Here is a 24351-nt window from a genome sequence, read left to right as displayed (position 1 = left end):
CCTCAATTAAACCAGGACGCTGCACTGGCGCAGGGCCGTGCGAAGCGTTTCATGACAAGGAGCGCTCAGCCAGGTCAGCGGCAAGCGGATGCCTTCGTGCATCAGGCCCATTTCAACCAAAGCCCACTTCACCGGAATCGGGTTGGCTTCGATGAACAGGTCCTTGTGCAGCGGCATCAGTTTTTCGTTGATTGCCCGTGCGGTGTCGGCGTCGCCATTCAGCGCAGCCTCGCACAGATCAGCCATTTCGCGCGGGGCGACGTTGGCGGTCACGGAGATATTGCCTTTGCCGCCCAGCAGGATCAGCTCGACCGCAGTCGGATCATCGCCGGACAGCACGATGAAGTCCTTGCTCACGCCGTCGATGATGGCTTTGGCGCGTTTCAGGTCGCCGGTGGCTTCCTTGATGCCGATGATGTTCGGCACGGTGGACAGGCGAATCACGGTCTCGGCCTGCATGTCGCAGGAGGTGCGGCCGGGAACGTTGTAGAGAATCTGGGGAATGTCGACCGCTTCGGCAATGTGCTTGAAGTGCTGGTACAGGCCTTCCTGAGTCGGCTTGTTGTAGTACGGAACCACCAGCAGGCAGGCGTCGGCGCCGGCTTCCTTGGCGTTGCGGGTCAGTTCGACGGCTTCGCGGGTCGAATTGGCGCCGGTACCGGCGATCACCGGAATACGGCCGGCAACCTGTTTGACCACGGCTTTGATGACGGCGATGTGTTCTTCTACATCAAGGGTTGCCGACTCGCCGGTGGTACCGACCGCGACAATGGCATGGGTGCCGTTTTCAAGGTGGAAGTCCACGAGTTTTCGGAGGCTGTCCCAGTCAAGACGCCCTTGTGCATCCATGGGTGTGACCAGTGCCACCATACTGCCCCGAATCATGAAAACGCTCCTGCCGGAAAAAGAGAGCGGTAATGGTACTGGCGCCAAGATGCTTGCACAAGCGAAGTACTGCGCCGCCATTCCCCTTGGCGTCGGTTTTCGCTACCCTTCAGACTTTGATCGGTACAGATCAGCTTGTACGTCGGGCTCCAGCCTCCCCTGTCGGCCACCCAGGCCCCGTTCCAGTGTCGCTGCTGCACGCTCTGCCTATATTGGAGCGAATTGCGAGCCATGGCCCGGGGCTTTCTGAATCGGCACGCGCAGACGCATCCCGACGGCCAACGCCCATCGACCTACCGACCGCTCATCGCTTTAGGAATGCTGCATGTCCACCCCCACAGTTCGCGAACAATTCCTTGTCATCAGTGCCCTTGGCGCCAACCCCATGGAGCTGACTAACGTCCTGTGCCGCGCCAGCCATGAAAATCGCTGCGCCGTCGTCACCTCCCGTCTGACTCGCCATGGCGAATGCAGCGCCCTGGTGCTGGAAATCTCCGGCAGCTGGGACGCCCTGGCCCGTCTCGAAGGCAGCCTGTCGGGCCTGGCCAAGCGCCACGCCTTTACCGTCAACGTGGTGCGCAGTGCCGCGCTGGAAAATCGCCCACAGGCCCTGCCGTACGTGGCCTATGTCAGCTCGGCGTATCGCCCGGACATCATCAACGAGCTGTGCCAGTTCTTCATGGATCACAACGTCGAGCTGGAAAACCTGACCTGCGATACCTATCAGGCGCCGCAGACCGGCGGCACCATGCTCAATGCCACATTCACTGTGACGCTGCCGGCCGGCACCCAGATCAGCTGGCTGCGCGACCAGTTCCTGGACTTCGCCGACGCAATGAACCTGGACGCGCTGATCGAACCCTGGCGCCCACAAAACCCAATGTAAGGAAGCTTTCATGGCCGTTGTCATCGACCAACCGGTTGCGGATTTCGAAGCACCTGCCACCAGCGGGCAGACCGTCAGCCTGTCCGCCCTGAAGGGCAAGCAAGTGGTGATCTACTTCTATCCGAAGGACAGCACCCCGGGTTGCACCACCGAAGGCCAGGGTTTTCGTGACCAGTACACGGCGTTCCAGGCTGCCAACACGGAAATCTTCGGTATTTCCCGCGACAGCCTGAAATCCCACGAGAACTTCAAGTGCAAGCAGGAATTCCCGTTCGAGCTGATCAGCGACAAGGATGAAGCCGTCTGCCAACTGTTCGACGTGATCAAGCTGAAGAAGCTGTACGGCAAGGAATACCTGGGCGTTGATCGCAGCACGTTCCTGATCGACAAGAACGGGGTGCTGCGTCAGGAATGGCGCGGCGTGAAAGTGCCGGGGCATGTTGATGCGGTGCTGGCTGCGGCTCAGGCCCTGAATAAGGCCTGACATTTCTGCGTCGTTTTCACTGACGCTTTCGCGAGCAAGCCCGCTCCCACATAGACCTCGGTCAACTGTGGGAGCGGGCTTGCTCGCGAAGGGGCCATAAGCCTCAACGAATAATCCGGTTTTAAAGTAACGGAGCTACAACCGGCTCCTTGCGCGGCCACGCATCCAGCACTGCCTTGAACAGCGTCGCCAGCGGAATCGCGAAGAACACCCCCCAGAATCCCCATAGCCCGCCAAACAACAGCACCGCGCAGATGATCGCCACCGGGTGCAGGTTGACCGCCTCGGAAAACAGCAACGGCACCAGCACGTTGCCATCCAGGGTCTGAATGATCCCGTAGACCGCCATCAGATAGATGAACTGATCGCTCCAGCCCCACTGGAACAAGGCAATCAGCAGCACCGGCACGGTCACCACCACCGCGCCGACGTACGGCACCACCACTGACACCCCGACCAGCAACGCCAGCAGCGCCGCATAGTTAAGGCCAAGGGCGACGAACGCGATATAGGTCACACCGCCACAGATCACGATCTCGATGACCTTGCCGCGAATGTAATTGGCGATCTGCCGATTCATTTCCTGCGCCACGCGGGTGATCAGCGCCCGCTCACGGGGCAGATAGCCGCGCACCCACTCGCCGATCATGGCCCGATCCTTGAGGAAGAAGAACACCAGGATCGGTACCAGCACCAGATAGATCATGATGTTGACCAGCAGCGGCAGGCTCGACAGCGAGAAGGTCAGCGCCCATTGGCCGAACTTGCCGATCTCGCCACGCGCCGCTTCGATGGCCTGCAGTACCTGCTCGTCGGAGACCAGATGCGGATAGCGCTCCGGCAGCAGCAACAGCAGCGACTGCCACTTGGCGAGCATGCCCGGAAGTTCGTTGAACAGCGTGATCAACTGATGCCACAGCAGCGGCAAGACCACCACGATGAACACCAGCAACACGCCCATGAACAGCGCGAACACCAGCCCCACCGCCGCCGCACCAGGCAAGCGCATGCGCTCAAGAGCGAGCACCAGCCCCTGCATCAGATACGCCAGCACCATCCCAGCCAATACCGGCGCGAGCATCCCTCCGAGGGTAAGCACCGCGGTAAAGGCGAGAAACAGCAGCACCGCCAGCACCACCGCCTCTTCATCGGAAAAGTAGCGCTGAATCCAGTCGCGTAACACTTTGAACATCAATAATCCTTAGGTCTTTTACGCTGTCGGTTTCAGGCTTTTTTCAGCCAGTAACGGTAGACGCCTGCTTCGTCTTCTTCGCGCAGCAGCGTATGACCGGCCAGACGGGCAAAGGTGCGGAAGTCGCGCTGCGAGCCGGCATCCGTGGCGATCACCTTGAGCACGGCGCCACTGGGCAGCTTGTTGAGTTCCATTTTGGCCTTGAGCAACGGCAACGGGCAATTCAGACCACTGGCGTCCAGTTCACAGTCATGGGCTACAGGGTCGGTCATTGCGTCACTCCGGATCAGTTGGTTGAGGCGCCTAGAATATCTGGTCGCAAGCCCGGTGTCCGGCTACAGTAAGGTCTTTGTCTTCTAAGGCTTTGTGCATGACATTTCTGCGCCCTACCCTGCTGACGCTCGCTTGCCTGCTCGCCTCACCGGGCTTTGCCGACGATCTGCCGTCACTTGGCGACGCCAGTTCTGCCATTGTCTCACCGCAACAGGAATACCAGCTCGGCCGCGCCTGGCTGGCCATGTTGCGCAGCCAGGTTGCACAGCTCAACGATCCGCAACTCAAGGACTACGTCGAGTCCAGCGTCTATAAGCTGGTGGAAACCAGCCAGGTGACTGACCGCCGTCTGGAGTTCATCCTGATCAACAGCCCGCAACTCAACGCCTTCGCGGCGCCGGGTGGCGTGGTCGGGGTCAACGGCGGGCTGTTCCTCAACGCGCAGACTGAAGGCGAATACGCTTCGGTACTGGCCCACGAACTGGCTCACTTGTCGCAACGCCACTTCGCGCGCGGCGTCGAGGCTTCGCAGCGGATGCAGGTGCCGATGATGGCGGCGCTGCTCGCCGGGATCGTGATTGCCGCCGCCGGGGGCGGTGATGCCGGGATCGCGACCATCGCCGGCACTCAGGCCGCGGCGATTCAATCGCAACGCACCTTCTCGCGCCAGAACGAACAGGAAGCCGACCGCATCGGCATTCTCAATCTGGAAAAGGCCGGCTACGACCCGCGTTCGATGCCGACCATGTTCGAGCGCCTGATGCGCCAGTATCGCTTCGACGCCAAGCCGCCGGAATTTCTGCTGACTCACCCGGTCACCGAATCGCGTATCGCCGACACCCGCAACCGCGCCGAGCAGGCACCACAGGGCGGTATCGAAGACAGCATGCGCTATCAGTTGATTCGTGCCCGCGTCCAACTGATCTATGAAGAAACTCCGGGCCTGGGCGCCAAGCGCTTCCGCGCCCAACTGGACGAGAACCCGAAAAACGACGTGGCGCGCTATGGCCTGGCGATCGCCCAGATCAAAGGCGCTCAGCTCAATGAAGCGCGGGAGAACCTCAAGCAGTTGCTGGCCAAGTCGCCGAACGAGATCATCTACAACCTCGCGCAGATCGACCTGGACATCACCAACAACCGCCTGCCGGATGCGCAAACGCGGGTTGACCGGATGCTCACGCAATATCCGGGCAACTACCCGCTGAATCAGGTTCGCGTCGATCTGTTACTGAAACAGAATCGCACCGCCGACGCGGAGAAAGCCCTTGAAGGCCTGCTCAAATCCCGCCCGAACGATCCGGACGTGTGGTATCAGGTTGCCGAAACCCGTGGCTTGTCAGGGAACATCATCGGCTTGCATCAGGCTCGCGCCGAATACTTTGCGCTGGTGGGTGATTATCGTCAGGCGATCCAGCAGCTCGACTTTGCCAAACGCAAGGCTGGCAGCAACTTCCCGCTGTCCTCGCGGATCGATGCACGCCAGCGTGAGCTGATGGAGCAGGAGCGCATGATCAAGGACATGATGGGCTGAGTTTTCGTCCTCGAAACATTGTTTCAGGCATAAAAAAACCGCCTCTTTCGAGGCGGTTTTTTATTTCACCGCAACCGGATTATTCAGCCAGTTTGAAGGTGATGAAGCTGGCCCGGCCTTGACGCAGAACGCGCATCGACACCGAACGATTCTTCGGCAGCGCCTTGGCGATCTCGCCGAACTCCTTGGTGGAGCCGATGGCCTGGTTGTTCAGGTGAGTGATCACATCACCCGGCTGCAGACCGATCAGGGCTGCAGGACCATCCTGGACGTCCTTGATGACCACGCCGCCTTTGAGGTCGTAGGCTTTCTTCTGCTCATCGGTCAATTCGACCACCGACACACCGAGGCGGTTGCTGCTGCTTTCCGCGCCGGATTTCGGTAGCGATGCCAGCTCTTTGTCTTCGTCCGGAATTGCGCCGACTGTCAGCTCGACATTCTTGCGCTTGCCGTCACGAATCACTTCGAGGTTGGCCTTGGCGCCAGCCTTCAGCGCACCGACCAGGTGTGGCAGGTCGGCGGACATGACGATCGGCTGACCGTTCATGCTCAGGATCACGTCACCCACTTGCAGGCCGCCCTTGGCTGCCGGACCGTCATCCTGAATCTGCGCAACCAGCGCACCGGCCGGCTTATCAAGACCGAACGACTCCGCCAGATCCTTGTTTACTTCCTGGATGACCACACCCAGCCAACCGCGACTGACCTTGCCACCGCTTTTCAGCTGATTGGAAACGTCCATGGCTACGTCAATCGGGATGGCGAACGACACACCCATGAAACCACCGGAACGGGTGTAGATCTGCGAGTTGATCCCGACCACTTCACCATTCAGGTTGAACAGCGGGCCACCGGAGTTACCCGGGTTGATCGGCACGTCGGTCTGGATGAACGGCACGTAGTTTTCGTTCGGCAGGCTACGGCCGACGGCGCTGACGATGCCCTGAGTCACGGTATGGTCAAAGCCGAACGGCGAACCGATCGCTACGACCCACTGACCAGCCTTCAAGTCCTGGGACTTGCCGAGCTTGAGCACCGGCAGATCCTTGCCATCGATTTTCAGCAGGGCCACGTCGGAACGCGGGTCGGTGCCGATCAGCTTCGCTTTCATTTCACTGCGATCAGCCAGACGCACGAGGATTTCGTCGGCATCGGCAATCACATGGTTGTTGGTCAGGATGTAGCCATCCGAGGAAATGATGAAGCCCGAACCCAGCGATTGCGCTTCACGCTGGCGATCACCGCGTGGCGAACGCTGCTGAGGCGGCATGCCACGCTCGAAGAACTCGCGCAGCATCGGCGGCAAGCCTTCCAGGTCAGGCATCTGCTGGTTCACTTTGCGATCCGGCAGCTTCTGCGTGGTACTGATGTTCACCACCGCAGGCGAGGCCTGTTCAACCAGTTGGGTGAAGTCCGGCAAGTCGGCCGCCTGGGCAGCGGGAACAGCCTGACCGAGCACCAGCACGGTGGCGAAAATGGAGAGATAAGACTTCAAGCTAAGTATCGACATACAGCTCCCGTTACGACGAGCAGGGTTAAGCGATATGGAGCAAGGAACACCGGGAACCGCGGGCCGGCATTTTTGTTCCGGGAACAACAGACAAGGCCAGAGCCGTGAGGCTCTGACCTATAAAAAACTTTCGGGTGATTTGCAAATGAAAATGCTGAGCAAACATTTCATCTACGTCTCGAAGAAGAAGTGGAAATGACTGAAATCAGCTCACTGCTTGCTGGTTGCAGCGCCATCGTTGCGCATCGACAGGGCAATCCGTTCGGCCGTGCCAATGGGTATTTCACCGACCACCGTCACCATCATTTCGCCTTCAGGTGTGGTCAGGCGGCGGGAAACAGCGACGGTCGGCCCGAGCTGTGTGCGGGTATCGGTGACTGTCGCGCCGTTCAACGGCTCCAGAAACACCGAAAACCGCGCCAGCCCGTCGTCATACATCAGGCTGCTGACCTGAGTCTTGGTTTCCGGGTCTTTATGCGAGGTACTGCTGGTCAGCACAAACCCCGGAGGCAGCCAGTCCGAGTGCCAAACCTGGGCCGTCTTCACGGCGGAGGCCTTGTCACTGTCGAGGGTGATTGCCTTGCAATCGGTGCCAGGTTGCAGATCTTTGTCAGAAGGGGCATCAGCGGTATCAAGGCTGGTGAACTGGAAGCGCTCGAGTAACTGCCCCTTGTCATTGAGCAGCAACGACTTGAGTGGCAAACCAGTCTGTTTATCCAGATGCAGTTCGAAACCGTAGCGATGCTGGTCACGAGGCGTAAGCGATACGATGACCGCATCACGCCCGGCCACGCGCGACTTGCCGATGACAGCAAGGTCATACCAGTTTTTCAGCTTTTGGGGATCAAGCGAACGAGCGTTCGAGTTGGGTGAGTCTCCCAACCCCGCAATCAGGGTGCCGCTGACGCATTGAGTATGTCCATCAACGCGCACGACTTCCTGCGCCGAGCCATCGAGCTGAAGCAAACGCTCACGGACCTGGCCATTCTGGACACGATGCCAGATGTTGTGGGTAGAAAAACTACCGTTACGCTCGTATACGAAAGTGCCGTGGAAGCTTTGCTGCTGCTCGGCCTGGCCCAGGCGGGTCAACCAGTCCTGAGCCTCGTCGGCATGGGCTGGAACAACGAACCAGCCGCCAAGCAGAAGCGAAAGTAGAGGTATGGCGCGCATGATCCTCCTTAACGGTTTTCCATGCTTGCTGCACGCGCATAAGGCAGTGCGCTTTCAGTACCTTTCAGTGCAGCCTGCTGGGCATGCTGACGCAGATAGCCTGGCAGACGCTGATCGTGCCAGCCTGGCTGACCTTGCAGTACGCCGTTGGCCATCGGGCCTGTGGTTTCCGAGCTTTCCTTGTAGCCTGCCAGAACAGCCGGGCCTTTGACCTGAGGCGCAACCAGCGAAGGCTGATTGGACTGCTGGGCCAGCTCGACGCCAGCGATTTCGTCCTGATTGTACAGGCGCACACCGGCCAGCACCGCAACAGTCACCGACGCTGCAACGGCCAGACGGCCAAGATTGCGCCATGGGCCACGGGATACTTTGGCTGGAGCCGTTTCGTCTTCCAGCGCAGCAGAAACTGCCGCAGCAATGTCCAGACGCGGAAGTAGCAGATCCTTGTGCATCGCTGCCCGAGCGATCTGATAACGAGCCCAGGTCTCACGGGTTTCAACATCGTCCAGTGCATTGATCACTCGACGCAATTCCAGTTCGTCCGCTTCGTTATCCATCACTGCGGACAGCGATTCCTGCAGGGCTTCACGACTCATGGCGTTCCTCTCTTGGCTGTCGCCGCTGTCTCAGTTTTCCTGCAACAACGGCTGCAGGGCTTTATCGATGGCCTCCCGGGCGCGGAAAATCCGGGAGCGCACGGTACCCACCGGACACTGCATGACGCTCGCAATGTCCTCGTAACTCAGACCATCGAATTCACGTAAAGTTAAAGCCGTACGTAAATCCTCTGGCAGTTGCTGAATGGTTCGATGGACGGTGCCTTCGATCTCATCCCGCAGCAATGCGCGTTCCGGTGATTCGAGATCCTTGAGGCCGTGATCGCCGTCGTAGAACTCCGCATCTTCAGAACTTACATCGCTATCCGGCGGCCGGCGGCCGCGTGAAACCAGATAGTTTTTTGCCGTGTTGATGGCAATGCGGTAAAGCCACGTATAGAACGCGCTGTCTCCGCGAAAGTTTCCTAGCGCTCTGTAGGCCTTGATAAAGGCTTCCTGAGCCACATCCTGGGCTTCATGGGTGTCGTGCACGAAACGCACGATCAACCCGAGAATTTTGTGCTGATATTTCAGCACCAGCAGATCGAAAGCTCGCTTGTCGCCACGCTGAACGCGCTCGACCAGCTGCTGATCCTCTTCCTGGGTTAGCATGAACACTCCTCGATAAGCATGGAGGAGGCTTGCATAACTAAACGACCAGACTTGCAAACATAGACTCGGGCTTTTCGCAAAAGTTCTCCCCCTCCAGGCAAGTTTCCTGCGGGCTCTGATTTGGCACGCACGAAAAACGCAGCGCGGGATAAACCGGCTGCGCGAATAATCTTGTCATCGGTTCGCCGGCAAAACCCAATTCGCAGGTTTTGCATTGAAGCCGACACTGTCCCGTGCTTCAGGCAACGGACTATTGATCTTGGGCCTCTGGCAAAAGTTCCAATTATTTATAGCCGCGCTCAAGCGACATTGAGCGACCGTGCGCGGAAAAAGCCTGTTTCATCCTCGATACAGTCGCCTTTTCCCAAAACGACGGAAAAAAACGTCCGACGAAGCGTCAAGCTTTTGTCGTCACAGTAGTTTCACAATGCCATACGAGCCCGGCTATTGTGCCGCTCCCCCCTCTATATACTAGTGGGCTGTGTGGCTGTCTTGACTCGCCGATCCAGCTGTCTTGCGCCACCCCCGATCCGGGTCGCTTTGAGCGGAATCCTGAAATGAGCCAACAGTTTCAACACGATGTTCTGGTCATTGGCAGCGGCGCTGCCGGTTTGAGTCTCGCGCTGACCCTGCCGGGTCACTTGCGCATTGCCGTATTGAGCAAAGGCGATCTGGCCAACGGCTCGACCTATTGGGCTCAGGGCGGTGTCGCTGCCGTGCTGGACGATACCGATACTGTCGAATCCCACGTCGACGACACCCTCAACGCCGGCGGCGGTCTGTGCCATGAAGACGCGGTGCGCTTCACCGTCGAGCACAGCCGCGAAGCCATCCAGTGGCTGATCGACCAGGGTGTGCCCTTCACCCGCGACGAACAGTCCGGGACCGAAGACGGCGGTTTCGAATTCCACCTGACCCGTGAAGGCGGTCACAGCCATCGACGCATCATCCACGCAGCCGATGCGACCGGTGCAGCGATTTTCACCACCCTCCTCGCCCAGGCCAGAGAGCGCGCCAATATCGAGTTGCTTGAGCAACGGGTTGCCGTTGATCTGATCACCGAACGCCGTCTGGGCATGGACGGCGAGCGCTGCCTCGGCGCCTATGTGCTCAATCGCGCGACCGGCGAAGTCGACACCTACGGCGCACGCTTCGTGATCCTCGCGTCCGGTGGTGCAGCCAAGGTCTACCTCTATACCAGCAATCCCGACGGCGCCTGCGGTGACGGCATCGCCATGGCCTGGCGCTCCGGTTGCCGGGTGGCGAACCTGGAATTCAATCAGTTCCACCCCACTTGCCTGTATCACCCGCAGGCCAAGAGTTTCCTGATCACAGAAGCACTACGTGGCGAAGGCGCGCACCTGAAGCTGCCCAACGGCGAACGTTTCATGCCGCGTTTCGATAAACGTGCCGAACTGGCGCCACGCGACATCGTCGCCCGGGCCATCGACCATGAAATGAAGCGCCTGGGCGTCGACTGCGTCTATCTCGATATCAGCCACAAGCCTGAAGCGTTCATCAAAAGCCACTTCCCGACCGTCTACGAACGTTGCCTGGGTTTCGGCATCGACATCACCAAGCAACCGATCCCGGTCGTACCGGCGGCGCACTACACCTGTGGTGGGGTGATGGTCGACCAGCACGGTCGTACCGACGTCCCGGGGCTGTACGCGATCGGCGAAACCAGCTTCACCGGTCTGCATGGTGCCAACCGCATGGCCAGCAACTCGCTGCTCGAATGTTTCGTCTATGCCCGCTCGGCGGCAGCGGACATTCTTGCGCAACTGGATGACGTCGCCGCGCCGAACGCCCTGCCCGAGTGGGACGCCAGCCAGGTGACCGATTCCGACGAAGACGTGATCATCGCCCACAACTGGGACGAGCTGCGTCGGTTCATGTGGGACTACGTAGGTATTGTGCGCACCAACAAGCGCCTGCAACGGGCCCAGCACCGCGTGCGTCTGTTACTGGACGAGATCGACGAGTTCTACAGCAACTATAAAGTCAGCCGCGACCTGATCGAGCTGCGTAATCTGGCGCAAGTTGCCGAACTGATGATCTGCTCGGCCATGGAACGCAAGGAAAGTCGTGGACTGCATTACACCCTCGACTACCCGAACCTGCTGCCCGAGGCGCTCGACACTATTCTGGTGCCGCCCACCTACGCCGGCTGAACTTGAGCCGTACCCGCAGGCGTCGATGCACATCGGCTGCCTGCGAGTCTCGCGGCACACAGATCGAGCGCACCCGCCGCTCCCCGCGCAAACGAAAACGCAGCACCACAATCAGTGGCAACGCCAGGCTGTCGGGACGCAGCTGGACCGCTTGCCAGCCACCCGCCTGATTCCACAGCTGCCAGCCATCGGCGTCGCGGCGCAATCCGCAAAAAGCCTGCGGATGCCTCAGCAGAATCTGCCGTGACACCACCCACGCGCCGTGCAGCAGACAGGCGAAAGCCCCGAGCAGACTGGCCCAGAGTGGAATCGACAGGAGAAACAAGGCACCCAAAGCGAACGCCTGGGCCAACAGATACGCCGCCAGCAACTGCCGTGAGGCATGCCAGCGGCATTCGAACGTGTTATTTGGGCTGAACACGGTCCAGGATCATCCGCACCATGCGCTGCAGCTCAGGGTCTTCGGACTCGCTGCGCTCCATGAACCAGCCGAACATGTCCTGATCCTCACAGGTCAGCAGACGGACATACAAGTCGCGATCGACCTGGTTGAGGTGCGGATAGACCTCTTTCACGAACGGCACCAGCAGCACGTCAAGTTCCAGCATGCCACGGCGGCTGTGCCAGAAGAGGCGATTGAGTTCAACTTGTTCGACCATGGAGCCCTCCTCAAATAGGCGCGCAGTATACAGCCCCGACGCGGGTCGCACAGTCGGCTTTGGTCGGGCACCACCGATCCTTTATCAACTACCCATTTCAACAACGCGCCCTTATGATGTGCCCCAGACTTTTTACCCTGCGATGACCCATGGCCGATTCTGCTTTTTTCTGCACCCTGTCTCATGAAGGCGTACTCGCGGTTCGCGGCGTGGATGCCGGCAAATTCCTGCAAGGCCAATTGACCTGCAACATCAATTACCTCAGCGACAGCCAGGCCAGCCTGGGCGCGCGCTGCACGCAAAAAGGCCGGATGCAGTCGAGCTTCCGCATTCTGCTCGAAGGTGACGGCGTGCTGCTGGCGATGGCCAGCGAACTGCTGGAGCCACAACTGGCGGACCTGAAAAAGTACGCGGTGTTCTCCAAATCCAAACTGACCGACGAAAGCGCCGCCTGGGTGCGTTTTGGCCTGGAGCACTGCGACGCAGCGTTGGCCAGCCTGGATCTGAACCTGCCAGGCGAAACCGACAGCGTGGTGCGCAACGCAGGCCTGATCGCGGTTCGCGTCTCGCCGGGTCGCGCCGAACTCTGGGTACCGGCCGATCAAGCCGATGCCATCAAGGCCAAATTGGCCGCCGCCCTGCCCGAGGGCAATCTGAACCAATGGCTGCTGGGGCAGATCCGCGCCGGTATCGGCCAGGTCATGCCGACCACCCGCGAACTGTTCATCCCGCAGATGCTCAACCTGCAGGCCGTCGGTGGCGTGAGTTTCAAGAAAGGCTGCTACACCGGCCAGGAAATCGTCGCGCGCATGCAGTACCTCGGCAAGCTCAAGCGTCGTCTCTATCGCGTGCAGCTGGACGCGAGCGAACTGCCGGAGCCGGGCACCCCGCTATTCGCCCCAAGCCATGGCAGCGCCATCGGCGAAGTGGTGATTGCTGCCCGCGCCGAAGAAAAAATTGAGCTGCTGGCGGTGTTGCAGGCCGAAGCTGCCGAAGCGGGTGATTTGCACTTGGGCGCCCTCGAAGGGCCAGCCCTGCATTTGCTCGACTTGCCCTACGAACTGGATCGCGACCGCGAAATCCAGCGCTGATCGCAGCTTTTGTTGCAACACCCTAGAGAGTCCACATGAGCGAGCTGGCGGATAAGGTCCAACAGGATTTGGTTGAGGCCATCGATAACGATGACCTGGTTCTGCCAACGTTACCGGAGGTGGCCCTGCAAATTCGCAAGGCCGCCGAAGACCCGGAAATCAGCGTCAGCACCCTGAGCAAAGTGATTGGCCGCGACACGGCGCTGTCGGCGCGCCTGATCAAAGTGGTCAACAGCCCGTTGCTGCGCGCGACCCAGGAAGTCACCGATCTGCACACCGCGATCACCCGGCTGGGGGTCAACTACAGCAGCAACCTGGCGATCGGCCTGGTGATGGAACAGATCTTTCACGCCCGTTCCGAAGTGGTCGAACAGAAGATGCGCGAAGTCTGGCGCAAGAGTCTGGAAATCGCCGGTGTCAGCTATGCCTTGTGCCGTCGGCATACCCAACTCAAGCCCGATCAGGCAGCACTCGGCGGACTGGTGCATCAGATCGGCGTGCTGCCGATCCTGACTTACGCCGAAGATCATTACGAATTGCTGTCGGACCCGGTCAGCCTCAATCATGTGATCGACCATATTCATCCGCTGCTGGGCGACAAACTGTTGCGGGTCTGGGAGTTTCCCGAGCAACTGGTGGCGTTGCCGGGGCTGTACCTGGATTTCAAACGCGACTCGGCGCACCTTGATTACGTCGATCTGGTGCAAGTCGCGAGTTTGTATTGCCACAAAGACAGCGATCATCCGATTGCACGGATTGATCCGCTCAGTGTGCCGGCGTTCAGGAAACTGGGGATCGATCCGGAGAACAAGCAATTGTGCGCGGATCTGGAAGAGTCGCGGACGATGTTTTACTGATTGGGAACCGCGGCGCGGCCTTCGCGAGCAAGCCCGCTCCCACAGGAGATCTGCGTCGTGCACCAAGCCCCTGTGGGAGCGGGCTTGCTCGCGAAGAGGCCCGCACCAACACCACAATTATCCGGCAATAAAACTTACCCGAACCTTCAAACCGGCCTGCTCGCCATCATGCAATGTGATCTGCGCCAGATGCGCCCGGCAGATTTCCCCGACAATCGCCAGCCCCAACCCTGAACCTGCGACTTGCTGATTGCGCCGGTAGAAGCGTTCAAACACTCGGTCGCGCTCCTCCAGCGGAATCCCCGGCCCGTCATCTTCAACCTCAAGCACCGCCGGTGCCGCAACCCGCAGAATCACATTGCCGCCCGGTGGCGTATGCGCCAGCGCGTTGTCCACCAGGTTGCTCAGCAGTTCATTGAGCAACGTCGGTTCACCCCGCAACCACACCGGCTCATCCGCCTCCAGCGCCAGCGCGACACCACGAGCATGCGCCAAGGGTGCCATGGCCATGCCCAATTCGCGGGCCAATTGACTCAGATCCAGCAGTTGCGCGCCGCCCTCGGCGATCGCCCGGGCACCGTTTTCCACGCGAGCCAGCGACAGCAGTTGATTGGCCAGATGGGTCAGGCGATCGGTGCTTTGCGCAGAGGATTCCAGGGTACTGCGCCAGGTTTGCGGTTCAGTCGAACGCAGCCCCAACTCCAGCCGCGCCTTCAACGCCGCCAGCGGCGTACGCAGTTCGTGTGCGGCATCAGCGATGAACTGCGCCTGCCGCTCGAACTGCCCGCGCAAACGTTCGGTGAAGTGATTGAGTGCACGCACCAGCGGCCACAATTCGCGCTGCACTTCCACCAGCGGCAGCGGCCGGAGGTCGTCCGACTGTCGTTCTTCCACCGCCGTGCGCAAACGCTCCAGCGGACGTAGCGCCGCACTCACTGCAAACCACACCAGCAACAAGGCGCCGATCGCGAGCATGCCCAGGCGCAGCAGCGTATCAGCCGCCAGACTGCGAGCCATGGCGACTCGCGCCTCGTCGGTTTCCGCGACACGGATTTCCGCCATGCCATTCATGTTCGGTTCGGTGACGGCCTTGAGCAGACTGACCACACGCACGTTCTGCCCGCGATACGTCGCGTTGTAGAAACGCGCCAGCGCTGGATAGCTGTCGGTTCTCGGGGTGCCGGGTGGCGGCCCGGGGAGGTTTTCGTAGCCGGAAATCAGCTTCTGATGGATATCGTTGACCTGGTAGTAAATCCGCCCGGCGCTGTCGTAGGCGAAGGTATCGAGGGCCACGTAGGGCACGTCGGCACTGAGCGTGCCGTCGCGTTGCGAGAGGCCGGCGGCGATGGTTCGCGCCGAGGCCAACAGGGTTCGGTCGTAGGCCGTGTCGGCGGCTTCGCGCCCGTTCCAGTACGCGCTCAAACCACTGGCGAGCATCAACACCACCAGCAACAACGCGAGGTTCCACAGCAACCGCCAGCGCAGGCTGCTGGGCTTATGCATCGCGGCTTTCCAACAAGTAACCGAGGCCACGGAAAGTCACGATCGCCACCGGTTGGCCGTCAAGTTTCTTGCGCAGGCGATGCACGTAGATTTCGATCGCGTCGGGGCTGGCTTCTTCGTCGAGACCAAATACCTGTGCGGCCAGTTGCTCTTTGCTCATCACCCGCCCCGGACGGGCGATCAACGCTTCGAGCACCGCCTGTTCGCGAGAGGTCAACGTGAGCAGTTCTTCGCCGAGGCTGAAGCGCCGGGTGTCGAGATCGTAGGCCAGCACACCGCAGCGCTGTTGACGCTCGCCACCGAGCACGCTGCGCCGCAGCAAGGCTTTGACCCGAGCTTCGAGCTCGGTCAGTTCGAACGGTTTGGCCAGGTAATCGTCGGCGCCGAGATTCAAGCCGTGGACCCGGTCCTTCACATCGCTGCGCGCCGTCAGCATCAACACCGGCAGGTTCTTGCCGCGTGCGCGCAAGCGCGCCAGCACCTCGAAACCGTCCATGCGCGGCAGACCGACATCGAGGATCGCCATTGCGTATTCCTCGCTGCCCAGCGCCAGGTCGGCGGCCACACCGTCGTGCAATACGTCCACAGTCAGACCGGTGCTCTTGAGCGCCTGAGCGACACTTTCGGCCAGTTGCAGATGGTCTTCGACGAGCAGGACACGCATGGATCGTTACCTCATTCACGGATGGCCGACGCCATTCTTTGCCGCGGAGTTTACAGCCGCAACCGCCGCTGTGAAGCCCGAAAACAGCGAAATCCGGCTGAAAGGTTAGTGAAAGGTTAGCCCGCTAGAGTCCGCCCACGGACAGTTCCGACTGCCGTCGCTGCTGCCACACAGCGATACGAAAAACGCCCCGATGCGTTTTCGACCAATAAGAACAAAAAACGGAGTACACCCGCATGCCGTCCTTGCAGACCAAGGCTCTCAAGCCTGTTCGTCCTTCTCGTTTGCGCCACGCCACCCTCGCCAGCACTGCTGCCCTCGCCGGTTTTTCGCCGCTGAGCTACGCCGACTTCATCGAAGACAGTTCCGCCACCTTCGAAACCCGCAACATGTACTTCAACCGCGACTTTCGCGATGGCACCAGTGCCCAGCAAAGCAAGCGGGATGAGTGGGCGCAGGGTTTCATGCTCAATCTGCAATCGGGTTACACCGACGGCACCGTGGGGTTCGGTGTCGATGCGCTGGGCATGTTGGGAGTCAAACTTGATTCGAGCCCGGATCGCACCGGCACCGGCCTGCTGCCGACCCACGATGACGGACGCGCGGCGAACGAATACTCGAAAGTCGGCCTGACCGGCAAAGTGAAAATCTCCGCCACCGAACTGAAAATCGGCAGCCTGATTCCGGAACTGCCGACTCTCAAACCGAACGACGGGCGCATCCTGCCGCAGACCTTTGAAGGTGGTTTGCTGACCTCCAAAGAGATCAAGAACCTGACCTTCACCGGCGGGCGTCTGGAGAAAGCCAAGGATCGCGACAGCACCGATTTCGAGGACATCGCCCTCAACAACAAGAACAGCCGTTTCGCTGGCACCGTCGCCGGCAAGCATTTCGATTTTGCCGGCGTGGACTACAAGTTCACCGACAAGATCACTGGCAGTTACCACTTCGCCCAGCTCGACGAAGTCTATAACCAGCACTTCTTCGGTCTGGTCGCCTCGCGGCCAATGGGGCCGGGCACGTTCGCCACCGACCTGCGCTTCGCCGTCAGTGACGATCAGGGCGCGGCCCGTGGTGGCGAGATCGACAACCGCTCGCTCAACGGTCTGGTCAGCTATGCCCTGAGCGGCCACAAGTTCACTGCCGGTTATCAGCACATGTCCGGCGATAGCGCCTTCCCGTATATCGATGGCAGCGACCCGTACCTGGTCAACTTCGTGCAGATCAACGACTTCGCCGGCGCCGAAGAACGCTCGTGGCAGGCGCGTTACGATTTCGACTTCGCCCGCCTCGGCATCCCGGGCCTGTCGTTCATGAGCCGTTACCTGAGCGGTGACAACATCAAGCTCAAGAATGGCGACGAAGGCAAAGAGTGGGAGCGCAACACCGAGATCAAATATGTAGTACAAAGCGGCGCCCTGAAGGACGTTGCCGTGCGTCTGCGCAATGCCACTTACCGTTCCAACTACTCCGCCCGCGATGCCGATGAAGTGCGGCTGCTGGTGAGCTATAGCGTTGCCCTTTGGTAATTCAGTACGTCCATAACAACAACTCCCAAGGAGACATAGATGAACTTATCACTGCGTAAAGTTGCTCTAGCCGCCGGCGTCATGCTGTTCGCCGGCCAACTGATGGCTGAACCAAAACGCCCCGAATGCATCGCACCGGCCTCCCCCGGTGGCGGCTTCGACCTGACCTGCAAACTGGCGCAAAGCGCGCTGGTCAATGAAAAACTGCTGACCAAACCGATGCGCGTGACCTACATGCCCGGCGGTGTCGGCGCGGTGGCGTACAACGCGGTCGTCGCTCAGCGTCCGGCCGATGCGGGCACGCTGGTGGCATGGTCCAGCGGTTCGTTGCTGAACCTGGCGCAAGGCAAGTTCGGTCGTTTCGATGAAACCAACGTGCGTTGGCTGGCCGCCGTCGGCACCAGCTACGGCGCCATCGCGGTGAAAAGCGATTCGCCCTACAAGACCCTCGACGATCTGGTCAAAGCCCTGAAGAAAGATCCGAGCTCCGTGGTCATCGGCTCCGGTGGCACCGTCGGCAGCCAGGACTGGATGCAGACCGCACTGATCGCCAAGGCGGCGGGGATCAACCCGCGTGACCTGCGTTACGTCGCCCTCGAAGGCGGCGGCGAAATCGCTACTGCACTGCTCGGCGGTCACATCCAAGTGGGTAGTACCGACATCTCCGACTCCATGCCGCATATCCAGAGCGGTGACATGCGTCTGCTCGCGGTGTTCGCCGACAAGCGCATCGACGAGCCGGAAATGAAAGACATCCCGACCGCCCGCGAGCAGGGCTACGACATCGTCTGGCCGGTGGTGCGCGGTTTCTACCTCGGGCCAAAAGTCAGCGACGAAGACTACGCCTGGTGGAAAGACGCCTTCGACAAACTGCTGGCCTCGGACGATTTCGCCAAGCTGCGCGATCAGCGTGAACTGTTCCCGTTCGCCATGACCGGCCCGGAGCTGGACACCTACGTGAAGAAACAGGTGGCGGACTACAAAGTGCTGGCCAAAGAGTTCGGCCTGATTCAGTGATCGCCTCTCTCTAGCAGCCGTGGCCCCGCGCATCGAGGCCTCGGCACAGGAGTTTCCCATGCTCTTACAACGCATTTTCGCCTCAGTGCTATTGCTGGCCTGTGTCGGCCTGGCGCTGATGGCGTGGCCGTATCAAGCGGCTTTTTCTTATGAACCGGTCGGCCCGCGTGCCTTTCCCCTGCTGATGCTCGGCTTGATGGGCGTGGCGCTGCTGTACATGGTGTTCCGCCCGGCACCGATCAAACACAGCGAGGACGAGCCACCGCTGGATCGCGAAACCCTGACCAAGATCGGCATCTGCGTCGTCCTGCTGCTGGTGTTCGCTGGCCTGTTCGAACCGCTGGGCTTCATCCTCAGCAGCATCCTGATCGGCATCCCGATGGCGCGCCTGTACGGCGGTCGCTGGCTGCCGAGTATCGTGGTGACAACGTTGATGGCCATCGGTCTGTACCTGCTGTTCGACCGTCTGATGGACGTTCCGCTGCCTCTGGGCCTGCTCGACGTTCTGGAGAACTGATATGGATACTCTCGGTTATTTGGGTCAGGGCTTCGGCGTCGCGCTGAGTCCGTACAACCTGGTCACGGCCCTGACCGGCACGCTGATCGGCACCGTGGTCGGGCTGTTGCCCGGCCTGGGCCCGATCAATGGCGTAGCCCTGCTGATCCCGATCGCCTTCGCCCTTGGCCTGCCACCGGAGTCGGCGCTGATTCTGCTGGCGGCGGTGTATCTGGGCTGCGAATACGGTGGGCGGATCAGCTCGATCCTGCTGAACATTCCGGGCGAAGCTTCCACCGTGATGACCACCCTCGACGGTTATCCGATGGCGCGTCAGGGCCTGGCCGGTGTCGCCCTGTCGCTGTCGGCGTGGAGTTCGTTCATCGGTGCGTTCATCGCCACCTGCGGCATGGTGCTGTTCGCCCCGTTGCTGGCGAAATGGGCGATTGCCTTCGGCCCGGCGGAATACTTCGTGCTGATGGTGTTTGCGATTGTCTGCCTCGGCGGCATGGCCGGTGATCGACCGCTGAAGACTTTTATTGCGGCGCTGATCGGCCTGTTTCTGTCGACCGTCGGCATCGACGCCAACAGCGGTGTTTATCGCTTCACCGGCGACAACATTCACCTTACCGACGGCATCCAGTTCGTGGTGTTGGTGCTGGGTCTGTTCTCGGTCAGTGAAATCCTCCTGCTGCTGGAAAAAACCCATCGCGGTCAGGAAGCGGTGAAGGCCACCGGGCGCATGATGTTCAACTTCAAGGAAGCGGCGTCGGTGTTCGTGGTGAACATCCGTTGCGGCCTGCTGGGTTTCATCATGGGCGTGTTGCCGGGTGCCGGCGCGACGCTGGCCAGCGCCGTGGCCTACATGACCGAAAAACGCATTGCCGGTGCCGGCGGCAAATTCGGTCAGGGTGACGCCCGTGGCCTCGCCGCTCCTGAGACCGCGATCGGCGCTTCGGCCTGTGGCGCGCTGGTGCCGATGCTGACCCTCGGCGTACCCGGTTCGGGCACCACTGCAGTGATGATCGGCGCGCTGTCGCTGTACAACATCACCCCGGGGCCGCTGTTGTTCCAACAGCAACCGGACATCGTCTGGGGCCTGATTGCCTCGTTGTTCATTGCCAACATCATGTTGGTGATCCTCAACATCCCGATGATCCGCATCTTCACCCGCATCCTCGCTGTGCCGAACTGGGCACTGGTGCCGGTGATCGCGATCATCACCGGGATCGGCGTGTACGCCGTGCATGCGACCACCTTCGACCTGTTCCTGATGGTCGGCATCGGCATCTTCGGTTACATCCTGCGCAAGCTGGATTTCCCGCTGTCTCCCGTGCTGCTGGGGTTCATTCTCGGCGGGCTGATGGAGCAGAACCTGCGTCGTGCGCTATCGATCTCCAATGGTGCGCTGGAAATCCTCTGGTCGAGCCCGATCACTTTCGGTGTCTGGGTCCTGACCGCGATCATGTTGCTGATGCCGCTGCTGCGCATCTGGCGAAAACGCTCGGCAGCGCAACGCGCCATCGCCGATGTCTGATCGCTCCTCCCTCAGAAGCTGGTGGGCCACCCCGCTGGTCGGTCTGCTTGGCGGTTTTATCGCCAGCCAGATCGGCTGGCCACTGCCGTGGATGGTCGGCTCGCTGCTGGCGATCATCCTGGTGCGCTGCCTGACACCCTGGCAATTGACCGAGATCCCTGGCGGGCGCAAATGCGGCCAATTGATTGTCGGGATCGGCATCGGCCTGCACTTCACCCCGGTGGTGATGGAGCAGGTGCTGAGTCACTTCGGTTTGATCTTCTTCGGTGCGCTGGTCACCAGTCTGTCGGCGGTGGTCGGCGTATGGCTGATGCGCCGCACCGGCGAGGATCGCGCCACGGCGTTTTTCTCGAGCATGCCCGGCGGCTCCGGAGAGATGGTCAATCTCGGCGCGCGCAATGGCGCGCTGCTCAGCCATGTGGCGGCGGGGCAAAGTCTGCGGGTGCTGGTGGTGGTGCTGTGCGTGCCGGCCGCGTTCAAATATCTGCTGGGTGACGGCACACCGATGTCCCACGCCGGCAACGTCGATTGGCGCTGGCTGGCGATTCTGTTTCCTACAGGTGCCCTGCTCGCCTGGCTCTGGCAACGCTTGCGTCAACCCAATCCGTGGCTGTTCGGGCCGCTGCTGGTCAGTGCCACGGTGAGCATTGCCTGGGATTTGCATATCGGCCTGCCGGATGGCGGCAGCCAGATCGGCCAGTGGCTGATCGGCAGCGGGCTGGGCTGTCACTTCAACCGACAGTTCTTCCGCCGCGCGCCGTCATTCATGGGGCGTACATTGATCGGCACGGCGCTGACCATGTTGATCGCAACGTTGGCGGCTTTGGGTTTGAGTGCGCTGACCCATCTGGATTTGCGCTCGCTGACGTTGGGCATGATGCCCGGCGGCATCGCCGAAATGAGCCTGACGGCGGAGACCCTGCAACTGTCGGTACCGCTGGTGACGGCGATGCAGGTAATGCGGTTGCTGTTTGTGCTGTTTCTGGCGGAGCCGTTGTTCAAGTATTGGAACCGTAATCCCGAGTAACACCGAGTCACTGTGGCGAGGGAGCTTGCTCCCGCTGGGCTGCGCAGCAGACCCGAAATCCTTGAACCGGGTTCTTCTGGCACACCGAAATCACAGGTTTTGCGGCTGCTGCGCAGCCGAGCGGGAGCAAGCTCCCTCGCCACAGATTTACTCAGCCGATCAAACCGGCGGCAACCGCCACTCGATCGGCGCCTCACCATTCTGCTCAAGAAACTTGTTGGTCCGGCTGAAGTGCCCACAACCCAGGAAGCCTCGATAAGCCGACAACGGCGACGGATGCACCGACGTCAGCACCAGGTGCTTGGTCGCATCGATCAGCTTCTGCTTGCTCTGCGCATGCGCGCCCCACAGCATGAACACCAGATGCGGCTGCCGTTCGCTGACCACCTCAATGATCCGGTCGGTGAAGAACTGCCAGCCCTTGTCCTTATGCGCGTTGGCATTGGCCCGCTCGACGGTCATGGTGGTGTTGAGCATCAACACGCCCTGATCAGCCCAGCTCTGCAGGTAGCCGTGGTTGGGAATGTCGATGTTCAGGTCGCGCTTCAACTCTTTATAGATGTTGACCAGCGACGGCGGAGCCGGCACGCCGGGTTGCACCGAAAAGCACAGGCCATGGGCCTGGCCCGGGCCGTGGTACGGGTCCTGGCCGAGGATCACCACTTTGACTTTATCCAGCGGCGTCGAATTCAGCGCGTTGAAAATCAGCGGTCCCGGCGGATAGATTTCCTTGCCGGCCGCCCGCTCCTGCTGCAGAAAAGTGCGCAACTCTGCCATGTAAGGCTGGTCGAACTCAGCACGCAGTGCCTCCTTCCAGCTCGGTTCGAGTTTGATACGGTCGTCAGCAGTCATGGTCATACCCGGCAAAAACAATGGGGCGAACCCTAGGAAAGCCGACCACGCTTGTCAATTGATCTGACGCAGATCCGGCACTTTCCCACACAGCGATCATACTGATCGTTCAAATTCCCGATCGAGGTCACGATGAATCTGCACTTCGAAGAACTCACCGGCACCGACGGCGCCCGCCTCGGGATCGCCAGCCTGGACGCTGAAAAGTCGCTCAACGCGCTGTCCTTGCCGATGATCAACGCCCTGAGCGACAAGCTGAACGCCTGGGCCAAGGATCCACAAATCGTCTGCGTATTGCTGCGCGGCAACGGCGCCAAGGCGTTCTGCGCCGGCGGCGAAGTGCGCAGCCTGGTGGAAGCCTGTCGCGCCCATCCCGGTGAAGTCCCACCACTGGCCGCGCAGTTTTTCGCCGCCGAATATCGCCTGGACTACAGCCTGCACACCTACCCCAAACCGCTGATCTGCTGGGGCCACGGTTACGTGCTCGGCGGCGGCATGGGCCTGTTGCAAGGCGCCAGCACGCGGATCGTCACGCCGAGCAGTCGCCTGGCGATGCCGGAGATCACCATCGGTCTGTATCCGGACGTCGGGGCCAGTTGGTTTTTGTCACGGTTGCCGGGCAAGCTCGGCTTGTTCCTCGGTCTGACCGGAGCGCACATGAACGGGCGTGATGCGATCGATCTCGATCTGGCCGACCGCTTTCTGCTTGAAGAGCAGCAACCACAGCTGATCGAAGGCCTGCTGCAACTCAACTGGCAGGAACAGACCGATATGCAGCTCAACAGTCTGCTCAAGGCCCTGCAACAGGAAGCCGAGGGGCAGATGCCCGAGGCGCAGTGGTTGCCGCGCCGCCGGCAGATCGACGAACTGCTCGACGTCAGCGACGTCACCTGCGCCTGGAAAGCCATCAGCCTGCAACGTGACAGCAGCGACCCGCTGATCGCCCGTGCCGCGAAAACCATGAGCGAGGGTTCGCCACTGACCGCGCACCTGGTCTGGGAGCAAATCATCCGTGCGCGCCACCTGTCGCTGGCCGAAGTCTTTCAGATGGAATACACCCTGAGCCTCAACTGCTGCCGGCATCCGGAATTCAGCGAAGGGGTGCGGGCGCGACTGATCGACAAGGATCAGAAACCGCACTGGCATTGGCCGGACGTCAATACCGTGCCGGACGCGGTGGTGGAAGCGCACTTTCACAAGGTCTGGGAAGGTCGGCATCCGTTGGCGGATCTGACGAGCTACTGATTGCCCGGCAAGTCGCAGGCACAAAAAAAGCGGCGCTCAATGCGCCGCTTTTTTGTTTGCGGATGATTACCAGCGACCGCCTCGCCCGCCATGGTCACCCCGATCACCGTGATGATCTCGGCCGCCGCGATCACGGTCCCAACCACCACCGCGGTGGCCGTCCCAGCGCCCGCGATCATTGTCGTGCCAACGACGGCTTTCGTAATAACGCGGGGCCGGCTGGTAATAGCGCGGTTGCGAGTAATACCGTGGCGCGGGCTGGTAGTAACGCGGCGCTGGCTGATAGTAGCGCGGGGCCGAGTAATACGTGCTGCCACCGCTGTAATACGTGCCACCAGTGTTGTAGTAGGCCGGAGCGGGTGAGGTATAGACCTCCGAGCTGTAATAGCTATCTGCGTAGGAGTAGGGAGCGCAACCGGCAACGGAAAACAGCATCGCAGCAAGCAGTAGAATTCGTCGATACATGGCGGCCTCCTGGACCGCGAGTAGCCACACCAGCGACGCTGGCAGGCATCAGTCGGTTATTCGGTGACTGACGAATGATCTGACAGCGTTTTC

25 protein-coding genes are annotated in these 24351 nt (G+C 60.6%); 12 read left to right on the top strand and 13 right to left on the bottom strand.

Features of this window, described 5'->3' with window-relative positions; all coding sequences use genetic code 11:
- Window positions 1–6 precede the first annotated feature (6 nt).
- Window positions 7–885, bottom strand: a complete 879-nt coding sequence (dapA, locus tag V9L13_RS27690; RefSeq protein ID WP_103485629.1) for a 4-hydroxy-tetrahydrodipicolinate synthase — start codon at window positions 883–885, stop codon at window positions 7–9.
- A 325-nt stretch (window positions 886–1210) separates the two neighbouring features.
- Here dapA and V9L13_RS27685 point away from each other — a divergent pair, with 325 nt between their 5' ends.
- Together V9L13_RS27685 and V9L13_RS27680 are read left to right on the top strand one after the other, a co-directional pair.
- The gene (locus V9L13_RS27685) at window positions 1211–1771 is read left to right on the top strand and encodes a glycine cleavage system protein R (RefSeq protein WP_003222572.1); all 561 of its coding nucleotides are present in this window, start codon (window positions 1211–1213) and stop codon (window positions 1769–1771) included.
- A gap of 10 nt (window positions 1772–1781) precedes the next feature.
- Window positions 1782–2255 (top strand): peroxiredoxin, encoded by a 474-nt coding sequence (locus V9L13_RS27680; RefSeq protein ID WP_338801042.1) that lies wholly within the window; start codon window positions 1782–1784, stop codon window positions 2253–2255.
- Between the two features lie 121 nt (window positions 2256–2376).
- Here the strand turns inward: V9L13_RS27680 and V9L13_RS27675 are convergent, their stop codons facing one another.
- Together V9L13_RS27675 and V9L13_RS27670 are read right to left on the bottom strand one after the other, a co-directional pair.
- On the bottom strand, window positions 2377–3447 hold the full coding sequence (locus tag V9L13_RS27675) for an AI-2E family transporter (RefSeq protein ID WP_003222568.1): 1071 nt from the start codon (window positions 3445–3447) through the stop codon (window positions 2377–2379).
- 32 nt (window positions 3448–3479) lie between these two features.
- The gene (locus V9L13_RS27670) at window positions 3480–3719 is read right to left on the bottom strand and encodes a sulfurtransferase TusA family protein (protein ID WP_003222566.1); all 240 of its coding nucleotides are present in this window, start codon (window positions 3717–3719) and stop codon (window positions 3480–3482) included.
- 98 nt (window positions 3720–3817) lie between these two features.
- Between V9L13_RS27670 and V9L13_RS27665 the strand changes: the two genes are divergently transcribed.
- Window positions 3818–5251, top strand: a complete 1434-nt coding sequence (locus V9L13_RS27665) for a M48 family metalloprotease (RefSeq protein ID WP_003222564.1) — start codon at window positions 3818–3820, stop codon at window positions 5249–5251.
- Window positions 5252–5330: 79 nt separating this feature from the next.
- Here the strand turns inward: V9L13_RS27665 and V9L13_RS27660 are convergent, their stop codons facing one another.
- The 4 genes from V9L13_RS27660 to rpoE form a co-directional block, all read right to left on the bottom strand.
- Window positions 5331–6761 (bottom strand): DegQ family serine endoprotease, encoded by a 1431-nt coding sequence (locus V9L13_RS27660; RefSeq protein WP_003222562.1) that lies wholly within the window; start codon window positions 6759–6761, stop codon window positions 5331–5333.
- Between the two features lie 210 nt (window positions 6762–6971).
- Window positions 6972–7934: a MucB/RseB C-terminal domain-containing protein gene (locus V9L13_RS27655; protein ID WP_103519702.1), complete on the bottom strand. Its 963-nt coding sequence runs from the start codon at window positions 7932–7934 to the stop codon at window positions 6972–6974.
- Between the two features lie 8 nt (window positions 7935–7942).
- Window positions 7943–8530, bottom strand: a complete 588-nt coding sequence (locus tag V9L13_RS27650) for an RseA family anti-sigma factor (RefSeq protein ID WP_003222558.1) — start codon at window positions 8528–8530, stop codon at window positions 7943–7945.
- A gap of 30 nt (window positions 8531–8560) precedes the next feature.
- Window positions 8561–9142, bottom strand: coding sequence for an RNA polymerase sigma factor RpoE (rpoE, locus tag V9L13_RS27645; protein WP_003172477.1), 582 nt, complete (start codon window positions 9140–9142; stop codon window positions 8561–8563).
- Window positions 9143–9699: 557 nt separating this feature from the next.
- On the opposite strand from rpoE, the gene nadB reads away from it, so the two are divergent.
- Window positions 9700–11316, top strand: a complete 1617-nt coding sequence (gene nadB / locus V9L13_RS27640) for an L-aspartate oxidase (protein ID WP_003222555.1) — start codon at window positions 9700–9702, stop codon at window positions 11314–11316.
- On the opposite strand, the gene V9L13_RS27635 is transcribed toward nadB, so the two are convergent.
- Together V9L13_RS27635 and V9L13_RS27630 are read right to left on the bottom strand one after the other, a co-directional pair.
- Window positions 11285–11737: a protein YgfX gene (locus V9L13_RS27635; RefSeq protein WP_338801041.1), complete on the bottom strand. Its 453-nt coding sequence runs from the start codon at window positions 11735–11737 to the stop codon at window positions 11285–11287. The genes nadB and V9L13_RS27635 overlap by 32 nt on opposite strands.
- A complete protein-coding gene (locus V9L13_RS27630; protein ID WP_003222550.1) occupies window positions 11721–11975 on the bottom strand; it encodes a succinate dehydrogenase assembly factor 2 in 255 nt (84 codons plus the stop codon). Before V9L13_RS27630 ends, V9L13_RS27635 begins: the two co-directional genes overlap by 17 nt.
- 149 nt (window positions 11976–12124) lie before the next feature.
- Here V9L13_RS27630 and V9L13_RS27625 point away from each other — a divergent pair, with 149 nt between their 5' ends.
- Both V9L13_RS27625 and V9L13_RS27620 read left to right on the top strand, forming a co-directional pair.
- Window positions 12125–13066, top strand: coding sequence for a folate-binding protein YgfZ (locus V9L13_RS27625; RefSeq protein WP_338801040.1), 942 nt, complete (start codon window positions 12125–12127; stop codon window positions 13064–13066).
- A gap of 35 nt (window positions 13067–13101) precedes the next feature.
- Window positions 13102–13923, top strand: coding sequence for an HDOD domain-containing protein (locus V9L13_RS27620; RefSeq protein WP_338801039.1), 822 nt, complete (start codon window positions 13102–13104; stop codon window positions 13921–13923).
- Window positions 13924–14040: 117 nt separating this feature from the next.
- Here V9L13_RS27620 and V9L13_RS27615 read toward each other — a convergent pair whose 3' ends face one another.
- Both V9L13_RS27615 and V9L13_RS27610 read right to left on the bottom strand, forming a co-directional pair.
- Window positions 14041–15426, bottom strand: coding sequence for a sensor histidine kinase (locus V9L13_RS27615; RefSeq protein WP_003222546.1), 1386 nt, complete (start codon window positions 15424–15426; stop codon window positions 14041–14043).
- Entirely contained in the window at window positions 15419–16090 is a 672-nt protein-coding gene (locus tag V9L13_RS27610; RefSeq protein WP_003222545.1) for a response regulator, read from the bottom strand. The genes V9L13_RS27615 and V9L13_RS27610 overlap by 8 nt, the downstream gene beginning before the upstream one ends.
- 236 nt (window positions 16091–16326) lie before the next feature.
- On the opposite strand from V9L13_RS27610, the gene V9L13_RS27605 reads away from it, so the two are divergent.
- From V9L13_RS27605 to V9L13_RS27585, 5 genes are read left to right on the top strand one after another with little or no spacing between them, the layout of a single operon-like run.
- Entirely contained in the window at window positions 16327–17619 is a 1293-nt protein-coding gene (locus V9L13_RS27605) for an OprD family porin (RefSeq protein ID WP_338801038.1), read from the top strand.
- A gap of 39 nt (window positions 17620–17658) precedes the next feature.
- Window positions 17659–18636, top strand: coding sequence for a tripartite tricarboxylate transporter substrate binding protein (locus V9L13_RS27600; RefSeq protein ID WP_007963261.1), 978 nt, complete (start codon window positions 17659–17661; stop codon window positions 18634–18636).
- Between the two features lie 58 nt (window positions 18637–18694).
- Window positions 18695–19153, top strand: a complete 459-nt coding sequence (locus V9L13_RS27595) for a tripartite tricarboxylate transporter TctB family protein (RefSeq protein WP_103485700.1) — start codon at window positions 18695–18697, stop codon at window positions 19151–19153.
- Between the two features lies 1 nt (window position 19154).
- The gene (locus V9L13_RS27590) at window positions 19155–20669 is read left to right on the top strand and encodes a tripartite tricarboxylate transporter permease (protein WP_338801035.1); all 1515 of its coding nucleotides are present in this window, start codon (window positions 19155–19157) and stop codon (window positions 20667–20669) included.
- Window positions 20662–21696 carry an AbrB family transcriptional regulator gene (locus tag V9L13_RS27585; RefSeq protein ID WP_338801034.1) on the top strand — a complete coding sequence of 345 codons (1035 nt, stop codon included), beginning with the start codon at window positions 20662–20664 and terminating at the stop codon, window positions 21694–21696. The genes V9L13_RS27590 and V9L13_RS27585 overlap by 8 nt, the downstream gene beginning before the upstream one ends.
- 159 nt (window positions 21697–21855) lie before the next feature.
- Here the strand turns inward: V9L13_RS27585 and ung are convergent, their stop codons facing one another.
- Window positions 21856–22548 carry a uracil-DNA glycosylase gene (ung, locus tag V9L13_RS27580; RefSeq protein ID WP_003222534.1) on the bottom strand — a complete coding sequence of 231 codons (693 nt, stop codon included), beginning with the start codon at window positions 22546–22548 and terminating at the stop codon, window positions 21856–21858.
- 132 nt (window positions 22549–22680) lie between these two features.
- On the opposite strand from ung, the gene V9L13_RS27575 reads away from it, so the two are divergent.
- Window positions 22681–23793 (top strand): enoyl-CoA hydratase/isomerase family protein, encoded by a 1113-nt coding sequence (locus tag V9L13_RS27575; protein WP_338801033.1) that lies wholly within the window; start codon window positions 22681–22683, stop codon window positions 23791–23793.
- A 66-nt stretch (window positions 23794–23859) separates the two neighbouring features.
- On the opposite strand, the gene V9L13_RS27570 is transcribed toward V9L13_RS27575, so the two are convergent.
- Window positions 23860–24258 (bottom strand): hypothetical protein, encoded by a 399-nt coding sequence (locus V9L13_RS27570; RefSeq protein ID WP_338801032.1) that lies wholly within the window; start codon window positions 24256–24258, stop codon window positions 23860–23862.
- Between the last annotated feature and the right edge of the window lie 93 nt (window positions 24259–24351).

The sequence above is a fragment of the Pseudomonas sp. RSB 5.4 genome (assembly GCF_037126175.1).
Classification (GTDB): domain Bacteria; phylum Pseudomonadota; class Gammaproteobacteria; order Pseudomonadales; family Pseudomonadaceae; genus Aquipseudomonas; species Aquipseudomonas fluorescens_H.
Note: the sequence above shows the minus strand (reverse complement) of the source record. Positions and strands in the feature narration are given on the sequence as shown.

Excerpts from the sequence above, each read along its gene's own strand:
- V9L13_RS27630 (WP_003222550.1), bottom strand. The coding sequence starts at position 11,975 with ATGGTCGAACAAGTTGAACTCAATCGCCTCTTCTGGCACAGCCGCCGT.
- V9L13_RS27685 (WP_003222572.1), top strand. The coding sequence starts at position 1,211 with ATGTCCACCCCCACAGTTCGCGAACAATTCCTTGTCATCAGTGCCCTT.
- V9L13_RS27620 (WP_338801039.1), top strand. The coding sequence starts at position 13,102 with ATGAGCGAGCTGGCGGATAAGGTCCAACAGGATTTGGTTGAGGCCATC.
- V9L13_RS27610 (WP_003222545.1), bottom strand. The coding sequence starts at position 16,090 with ATGCGTGTCCTGCTCGTCGAAGACCATCTGCAACTGGCCGAAAGTGTC.
- rpoE (WP_003172477.1), bottom strand. The coding sequence starts at position 9,142 with ATGCTAACCCAGGAAGAGGATCAGCAGCTGGTCGAGCGCGTTCAGCGT.
- V9L13_RS27605 (WP_338801038.1), top strand. The coding sequence starts at position 16,327 with ATGCCGTCCTTGCAGACCAAGGCTCTCAAGCCTGTTCGTCCTTCTCGT.
- V9L13_RS27595 (WP_103485700.1), top strand. The coding sequence starts at position 18,695 with ATGCTCTTACAACGCATTTTCGCCTCAGTGCTATTGCTGGCCTGTGTC.
- V9L13_RS27575 (WP_338801033.1), top strand. The coding sequence starts at position 22,681 with ATGAATCTGCACTTCGAAGAACTCACCGGCACCGACGGCGCCCGCCTC.
- V9L13_RS27680 (WP_338801042.1), top strand. The coding sequence starts at position 1,782 with ATGGCCGTTGTCATCGACCAACCGGTTGCGGATTTCGAAGCACCTGCC.
- V9L13_RS27590 (WP_338801035.1), top strand. The coding sequence starts at position 19,155 with ATGGATACTCTCGGTTATTTGGGTCAGGGCTTCGGCGTCGCGCTGAGT.
- V9L13_RS27650 (WP_003222558.1), bottom strand. The coding sequence starts at position 8,530 with ATGAGTCGTGAAGCCCTGCAGGAATCGCTGTCCGCAGTGATGGATAAC.
- V9L13_RS27665 (WP_003222564.1), top strand. The coding sequence starts at position 3,818 with ATGACATTTCTGCGCCCTACCCTGCTGACGCTCGCTTGCCTGCTCGCC.
- V9L13_RS27625 (WP_338801040.1), top strand. The coding sequence starts at position 12,125 with ATGGCCGATTCTGCTTTTTTCTGCACCCTGTCTCATGAAGGCGTACTC.
- V9L13_RS27585 (WP_338801034.1), top strand. The coding sequence starts at position 20,662 with ATGTCTGATCGCTCCTCCCTCAGAAGCTGGTGGGCCACCCCGCTGGTC.
- V9L13_RS27670 (WP_003222566.1), bottom strand. The coding sequence starts at position 3,719 with ATGACCGACCCTGTAGCCCATGACTGTGAACTGGACGCCAGTGGTCTG.
- V9L13_RS27615 (WP_003222546.1), bottom strand. The coding sequence starts at position 15,426 with ATGCATAAGCCCAGCAGCCTGCGCTGGCGGTTGCTGTGGAACCTCGCG.
- V9L13_RS27660 (WP_003222562.1), bottom strand. The coding sequence starts at position 6,761 with ATGTCGATACTTAGCTTGAAGTCTTATCTCTCCATTTTCGCCACCGTG.
- dapA (WP_103485629.1), bottom strand. The coding sequence starts at position 885 with ATGATTCGGGGCAGTATGGTGGCACTGGTCACACCCATGGATGCACAA.
- V9L13_RS27655 (WP_103519702.1), bottom strand. The coding sequence starts at position 7,934 with ATGCGCGCCATACCTCTACTTTCGCTTCTGCTTGGCGGCTGGTTCGTT.
- V9L13_RS27600 (WP_007963261.1), top strand. The coding sequence starts at position 17,659 with ATGAACTTATCACTGCGTAAAGTTGCTCTAGCCGCCGGCGTCATGCTG.
- ung (WP_003222534.1), bottom strand. The coding sequence starts at position 22,548 with ATGACTGCTGACGACCGTATCAAACTCGAACCGAGCTGGAAGGAGGCA.
- nadB (WP_003222555.1), top strand. The coding sequence starts at position 9,700 with ATGAGCCAACAGTTTCAACACGATGTTCTGGTCATTGGCAGCGGCGCT.
- V9L13_RS27570 (WP_338801032.1), bottom strand. The coding sequence starts at position 24,258 with ATGTATCGACGAATTCTACTGCTTGCTGCGATGCTGTTTTCCGTTGCC.
- V9L13_RS27675 (WP_003222568.1), bottom strand. The coding sequence starts at position 3,447 with ATGTTCAAAGTGTTACGCGACTGGATTCAGCGCTACTTTTCCGATGAA.